General features: G+C 71.6%; 5 protein-coding genes and 1 pseudogene. 2 read left to right on the top strand and 4 right to left on the bottom strand.

The window, feature by feature from the left end:
- The 3 genes and pseudogenes from ACFYWM_RS39025 to ACFYWM_RS39015 form a co-directional block, all read right to left on the bottom strand.
- Window positions 1-340, bottom strand: a pseudogene (locus ACFYWM_RS39025) (ABC transporter permease); the annotation flags it as partial.
- Window positions 337-1866 carry a sugar ABC transporter ATP-binding protein gene (locus tag ACFYWM_RS39020; RefSeq protein WP_389925058.1) on the bottom strand — a complete coding sequence of 510 codons (1530 nt, stop codon included), beginning with the start codon at window positions 1864-1866 and terminating at the stop codon, window positions 337-339. The gene ACFYWM_RS39020 and the pseudogene ACFYWM_RS39025, both read right to left, overlap by 4 nt.
- Before the next feature lie 283 nt (window positions 1867-2149).
- Window positions 2150-3463 carry an ROK family protein gene (locus ACFYWM_RS39015; RefSeq protein WP_389925055.1) on the bottom strand — a complete coding sequence of 438 codons (1314 nt, stop codon included), beginning with the start codon at window positions 3461-3463 and terminating at the stop codon, window positions 2150-2152.
- Window positions 3464-3706: 243 nt separating this feature from the next.
- Between ACFYWM_RS39015 and ACFYWM_RS39010 the strand changes: the two genes are divergently transcribed.
- On the top strand, window positions 3707-4990 hold the full coding sequence (locus ACFYWM_RS39010) for an ROK family protein (RefSeq protein WP_389925052.1): 1284 nt from the start codon (window positions 3707-3709) through the stop codon (window positions 4988-4990).
- Between the two features lie 25 nt (window positions 4991-5015).
- On the opposite strand, the gene ACFYWM_RS39005 is transcribed toward ACFYWM_RS39010, so the two are convergent.
- Entirely contained in the window at window positions 5016-6095 is a 1080-nt protein-coding gene (locus ACFYWM_RS39005; RefSeq protein ID WP_389925049.1) for an isopenicillin N synthase family dioxygenase, read from the bottom strand.
- A gap of 127 nt (window positions 6096-6222) precedes the next feature.
- On the opposite strand from ACFYWM_RS39005, the gene ACFYWM_RS39000 reads away from it, so the two are divergent.
- The gene (locus ACFYWM_RS39000; RefSeq protein ID WP_389925046.1) at window positions 6223-6513 is read left to right on the top strand and encodes a hypothetical protein; all 291 of its coding nucleotides are present in this window, start codon (window positions 6223-6225) and stop codon (window positions 6511-6513) included.
- Window positions 6514-6660: the final 147 nt, after the last annotated feature.

Genomic DNA, 6660 nt, shown 5'->3' with positions numbered 1-6660 from the left:
AGGCCTGGGTGGCCAAAGTGGTCGCCCACACCGACGCCAGCGCCATGATCGCGCCCACCGACAGGTCGATGCCCCCACCGATGATCACGAACGTCGCGCCGACGGTGATCACGCCGATGGTCGCCGCCAGCGACAGGATGCTCACCATGTTCGAGGCGGTGGCGAAGGTGTCGGGCACCGTGAACAGGCCCACCGCCGCCAGCAACGCCAGCGCGACCACCAGGCCGAGGTGCGGGACGTCGCCCAGCCGGGCCAGCGGCCCCGGCCCCTCGGCGGGTTTACGGGCCTGCTTGTCCACTCGCACCTGCTCGTCCACAGACGGCAGCCGAGGCTCGCTCATACCGGACTTCCTTCCATGATCATGTCGAGGACGGCGTGCTCGTCCAGCTCACCGGCGCCGGCCTCACGGATGACCCGGCCCTCGCGCAGGACCAGCACCCGATCGGCCAGCCCCAACACCTCGGGAACCTCACTGGAGACCAGCAACACCCCGATCCCCTCATCGGCCAGCCGCCGCACCACGGCGTACAACTCCGCCCGAGCCCCCACATCCACCCCGCGGGTCGGCTCGTCCAGCAACAGCAGCTTGCGGTCGTTCAGCAACCACCGGGCCAGCACCGCCTTCTGCTGGTTACCGCCCGACAACGTCTTGATCGGCCGCTCCGGATCGGACGGCCGGATGTCCAGGGCCCGCACCATCTCCCGCGCGTCAGCCGCCTCCTTGCGCCGGTCCATCCAGCCCAGCCGCGAGTACCGGCCCAAACTGGCCAGGCTGATGTTGCGCGAGACACTCTGATCCAGCAGCAACGCCTGCGCCTTGCGCTCCTCGGGCGCCAACCCCATGCCCAGACGCACCGCACCGGTCGTGCCACCACCCCGGCGCACCGGCTTGCCCTCCAGGACCACCTGGCCCGAGAAGCGCCGCGCCCCGTACACCGCCTCGATGATCTCCGAGCGGCCCGAACCGACCAGACCGGCCAGCCCGACGATCTCCCCCGCCCGCACCGAGAACGACACGCCGGAGACGCGGCCGGGGATGCTCAGGTCACGTACCTGGAGCACCTCCGCCTTGCCGTCGTGGCTGCCGGGGGCGGGCCGTTCGGGGAAGACGTACTCGACGTTGCGGCCGGTCATCAGCGAGACCACCTGCGAGGTCGGCGTCTCCTTGGCCGGCAGCCCGACCGCGACCGTGCGGCCGTCCTTGAGCACCGTCACCCGGTCGCCGATCTCGCGGATCTCCTCCAGCCGGTGGGAGATGTAGACCACCGCCACCCCCTGGGCGGTCAGCTCCCGGATGATCCGGAACAGGTTGCCCACCTCGTCGTGGGCCAGCGCCGCCGACGGCTCGTCCATGATGATCAGCCGGGTGTCGTGCGACAGCGCCCGCGCCATGCTCACCACCTGCTTGGCCGCAGGCGACAGCCGGCCCACCTCCGTCGACGGGCGGATCTCGGCGTGCCCCAGCCGCTCCAGCAACTCCCGGGTGGCCCGCGCCGCCTCACCCCGGCCCACGAACCCCATCCGGGCCGGCTCATGACCCAAGAACACGTTCTCGGCCACGCTCAGGCCGTCCACCAGGTCCAGCTCCTGGTAGATCGTGGAGATCCCCAGCCGGATCGCGGCGATCGGGCTCGACAGCCGCACCTCCTCACCGTTGAGCGTGATCGTCCCCTCGTCGGGCTGGTGGGCACCCGCCAGGGTCTTGATCAGGGTGGACTTCCCGGCACCGTTCTGGCCGAGCAGGCAGTGCACCTCACCCGCGCGGACCTCCAGGTCGACGCCGTCGAGGGCGCGCACGCCGGGGAACTGCTTGACGATTCCTCGCATCACGAGGAGGGGTGCCGAGTCGGTTGACGGCTCCGGCATGGGGGGCCTCCGTGGATCTCTACAGCGGAGTCTCGATGGGGACTTCGCCGCGGGCTTCGATGAGGGGGCGGGCTTCGGCGTAGGGAGAGATTTCGACGTGGGAAGAGACTTCGACGAGAGGACTGGGGACTAAGAAGGGGATCCCGCCCGTCCGGCCGGGCCGGACAGCACCAGCGTGGCGCCGCCGAGGTCGGCGTGAACGACGGCGTCACGAATCCGGTTCTCCGGTCGGACGGACGGGATGCTTGGGGGGCGATACCGGGTTCTCACGAGGTATGGCGTCTCATTCGCGCTCCCTCTCGGACGCCGGTGCCGCCAGATGGACGTCGATGGCGGTGGGGTTGGAGAGCACCCTCTCCGTGACGATCCCGGCGGCGCCACGCGAGGCCGCGCCGAAGCCGAGATCGGAGGCGACGAACTCGCAGCGGGCGACGGATCCCTCCACGCCCAGCCGCTTCAGCTCCGCCTGCGCCACCGGGATGAGCCGGTCGGCGAGCTTGGCGAAGTAGCCGCCGATGACGATGACGCGCGGGTTGAAGAGGTTGACCAGCGTGGCCGAGCCGCGCCCGAGCCAGCGGCCCACCTCCCCGATGGCCAGATCGACCCGGGGGTCGCCGGCGGCCCAGCGCAGCTCGATCTCGGCGAGCCGCTCCTCCGGGTCGCGCATCACCCCGTCGTGCATGCCGTAGGCGTGGTCGGGGGTGGCCATCCGGACCAGCGCGGCCAGGCCGACCTTCGTCTCCCAGCAGCCGATCCGGCCGCAGCCGCAGCGCTCGCCCGAGGGGTCGACCATGACGTGGCCCACCTCGCCGGCGAAGCCGTCGGCGCCGCTCAGCAGGCGCCCGCCCGAGATCACGCCGCCGCCGATGCCCACCTCGCCGGTGAGGTAGACCAGGTCGGCCGTACCGGCCGCCACGCCGGAGGTGTACTCGGCGAGGGCCGCCAGGTTCGCGTCGTTGTCCACGCTTATCGGCACGTTCGGGGGCACCCCGGCGCGTACGAGCCACTCCGCCACCGGGACGCCGTACCAGCCGAGGTTGGGGGCGACGTCCACGACGCCGGTCGCGGTGTCGACGAGACCGGGGACGGCCACGGTGATCCCGGCGATCCGGACCTCCAGGAGGTCGAGCTCGGCCATCGCCTCCCCGATCACCCGGGCCAGCTCCGTCAGGGAGCGCTCGGAGTCGCAGCCCATGGCGTCGAAGCTCACCCGCCGGTCGATCAGCACCCTGCCGCCCAGGTCGGTGGCGAAGGCGGCGATGTAGTCGACGTTCACCTCGAGGCCGAGGGCGCCGACACCGGCGCCGTCCAACGCCAGGGCGAGCCCGGGGCGGCCGACGGCGCCCGCGTGCTGCGGGCCGATCTCCTTGAGGAGGCCGCGAGCCTGCAGCTCGCCGACGAGGCTGGTGACCGTGGTCTTGTTCAGGCCGGTCTCCATGGCGACGACCGACCTGGACCTCGGGCCGTACTCGCTGACGTGACGCAGCACCAGGGACAGGTTGGACCGGCGCACGGTGGCCTGGTCGGCGGGGGTGCCGGCCGACCTGTTCGAGCTCGTCGAACCGCCGTTGCGACTGCCGGTCCAGCTACGGTGCACGTCACTCCCCTCAATTAATTTGCATGACTGGCCGAATTAAAGGCTCAGTTCCGAGGTGGGCGCAAGGTTCGAAACGTTTCGATCTGCGTAACGTTTTTGTAACATGGATGCCCGTTTGCCCGCTTACGGCACAGCTGGAGACAGATATCGAGTTGTTACCGGGCCTGTGGTGCGCGACAGGACACCTCTGTGTTACAAATCCAATTAATTTCTATCCGAGACAAATAAAAGCCAGGTGACCGCGTGATCCAGGAGCAGCACCAGGCCCGCACGGTGGGCGGCACGCCCCAGGCCGCGGGCCACGCCTCGCTCCGCCGGACGAACCTCTCCCTGGTCCTGCGCCACCTGCGCGAGCACGGGTCCACCTCGCGCTCCGACATCGCGGAGGCCACGGGCCTGCACCGGGCCACCGTCTCCAACCTGATGGTCGAGCTCCTCGACCGGCGGCTGGTCCAGGAGGTCGGCGTCGACCACGCGGGCGCGGTCGGCCGCCCCCGGCGGGCGGTGGCGCTGCACGGCGCGCACATCGGCGCCCTCGGGCTGGAGCTCAACGTCGACTACATCGCCGTGCACGGCGTCGACCTCGGCGGCAACGTCCTGGTCGACCGCCGCCTGGGCTTCGACGCGGCGGGCAGCGGCTCCAGCCAGTCGCTCCGCGAGCTCGGCCTGACGGCCCGCGAGGCCATCGAGGAGATGACGCGCGCCGGGGCCACCCCGGCGGGCATCGGGGTGGCAGTCCCCGGCCTGGTCGACGTCGACCACGGGGTGGTGGCCTTCGCCCCCAACCTCGACTGGCACGACGTGCCGCTGGCCGCCCGGCTCTCCTCCGCCCTCGGCCCGCTGCGCGTGCCGGTGACGGTCGACAACGACGCGAACCTGGCCGCCCTCGCCGAGTACACCTCCGGGGTGGCGGCCGGTACGGCCGACATGGTCTACCTCACCGGCGAGGTCGGCGTGGGCGGCGGCATCATCGTGGACGGCAGGCTGCTGCGCGGGGCGGACGGCTTCTCCGGCGAGGTCGGGCACCTGCCGGTCGACCCGAGCGGCGGGCGCTGCGGCTGCGGGCGCTTCGGCTGCTGGGAGACGAAGGTCGGCCTGGCCGCGCTGGTGCGCACGGCGCCCCCCGAGCGGGCGTACGGACCCGGCTCCGGCCCGGTGCCCGACCCCGAGGAGCGGGTGGCCGAGATCGCCCGCGACCTCGCCGCCGGTGACCGGCAGACGCTGGTCGCGGTCGCGGAGGCCGGCCGCTGGCTCGGGCTCGGCGGCTCGATACTGGTCAACCTCTTCAACCCGCGCGTGATCGTCGTGGGCGGCTACTTCGCCACCCTGGCCCACTGGATGCTCCCCTTCGCGCAGGCGGAGCTGGAGCGCCTGGTCGTCGCGGGGCCCGCCGCCCGCTGCCGGTTCGTCGCCTCCGACCACGGCTTCGGCGCGGCCTCCCGGGGTGCCGCGAACGTGGTGATCAACCAGATCGTCAACGACCCCACCGCGATCATGCGGCCCGCGCCGCAGCCCTCCGGCGCCTGACGCCCTCGGTCCCCTTCGGGAAGAGTCAGAGCACGTCCTCCCGTAGCTGCGGGAAGACTTTTGAGACCTTGGCCAGCAGATACTCACCGTAGGTTCCGGTGAAGGCGCGCAGGTCCTGGCCGTCCCAGCGGGCACGCCCGCCCCCGACGGCCTCCCGCGAGGGCAGCGGGGGCACCTCCGCGTCCCACGCGGGATCGAAGAAGAACGGGAACGACAGCCGCTCGTTCCCGCTGACGTTGCGCACCCGGTGCGGCGTCGAGCGGTAGTAGCCGCCGGTGAGCCGGTCGAGCATGTCGCCGATGTTGCACACGAAGGTGCCGGGGATCGGCGGGGCCTCGATCCAGCCGCTGCCGGCGTGCACCTGGAGTCCCCCGTTGCGGTCCTGGGCCAGCAGGGTGAGCAGGCCGTAGTCGGTGTGCTCCCCCACCCCCCACCCGTCGGCGCCGGGCGGGGCCGGAGGGTAGTGGAAGATCCGGAACAGCACGGTGGGGTCGGCGGTGTAGCCGGTGGCGAAGTAGTCCTCGGCCAGCCCGAGACTGAGCGCGACGCCGCGCATGACCGACTGCCCGAGGTCGGTGAGCCGGTCGAGGTATTCGAGGACCGCCTCGCCCAGTTCGGGCACCTGGGCGGGGAACAGGTTGCGGCCGTGCAGCGGCAACCGGGCACGGGGGTCGCCCCCGGGCGGCTCGGGCGACCCGGCTGACCCGGGCGACTTGACCGACCCGGGCGGCTCGGGCGACCTGAGCGACTTGGCTGACCCAGGTGCCTCGGCTGATCTGGTCGGCTCGGCCGGTTCGGCCGGTTCGGCCCCGAAGTAGATGCCCTCCTTCAGGTCGGGACGGCCGGAGGTGAGCTCGCCGCCCACCGGGAAGAACCCCCGCCAGGCACGGCCTCCCCGTTCCATGGAGATCTCGGCCTTCACCTCGGGGGGCAGCGAGAAGAAGCGGCGCGCGGCGGTGTCGAGGCGGTCGAGCAGCGAGGAGGGCACCCCGTGGCCGGAGACGTAGAAGAACCCGGTGTCGCGGCAGGCCCGCTCGATCTCGCGGGCGACCCGCTCGCGTTCCGCACGGGACCCGTCCCGCACCAGGGCACTGACATCGATCACCGGTAGTCGCTCCACCAGGCCATCATCACCCATCGATCCGTTCTCGCCATCCCCCGAGGCCGGTCCGGCCGGTCGGACCGGTAGCCGGGGTCTTGTGGGACGGCGGGGCCGGGCGTACGGTCCGGCCATGACCGTCGTTCACCATCCGCGCGTGGCCTGGGAGGGTGCGCGCGCCTTCGTCAACGCCGCCGACGACAACGTCTACTGGTGGCTCAGCGACATCGTCGGGCGCTCCCTCGGGGCCACCCACCAGACGAGACTTTCCATGACGCGCCTGCGCCTGCAACGCGAGGACGCCTGGCTGGCCGAGACCGCGGCCTGGCGGGTGCGCCTGGAGGACATGCTGCAGGCGCGGCCCGACCTCGCACCGGTCCTGCTCCAGCTGGTCGCGGAGACCACGCGCCGTCTCTCCCGCTGAGAACTCCTGCTGGGAGCTCTCGCTGAGAACTCCCGCTGAGAACTCCCGCTGAGAACTCCCGCTGAGAACTCTCGCTGAGGACTTCCGCCGGGAACCCTCGCCGGGAACCGGTCCGTGCGGGGTCGGGTCTCGAAGGGGTCGGGTCTC

This window comes from Streptosporangium sp. NPDC002721, assembly GCF_042888905.1.
Lineage (GTDB): Bacteria > Actinomycetota > Actinomycetes > Streptosporangiales > Streptosporangiaceae > Streptosporangium.
This window is presented reverse-complemented; position numbering and strand designations above follow the sequence as displayed.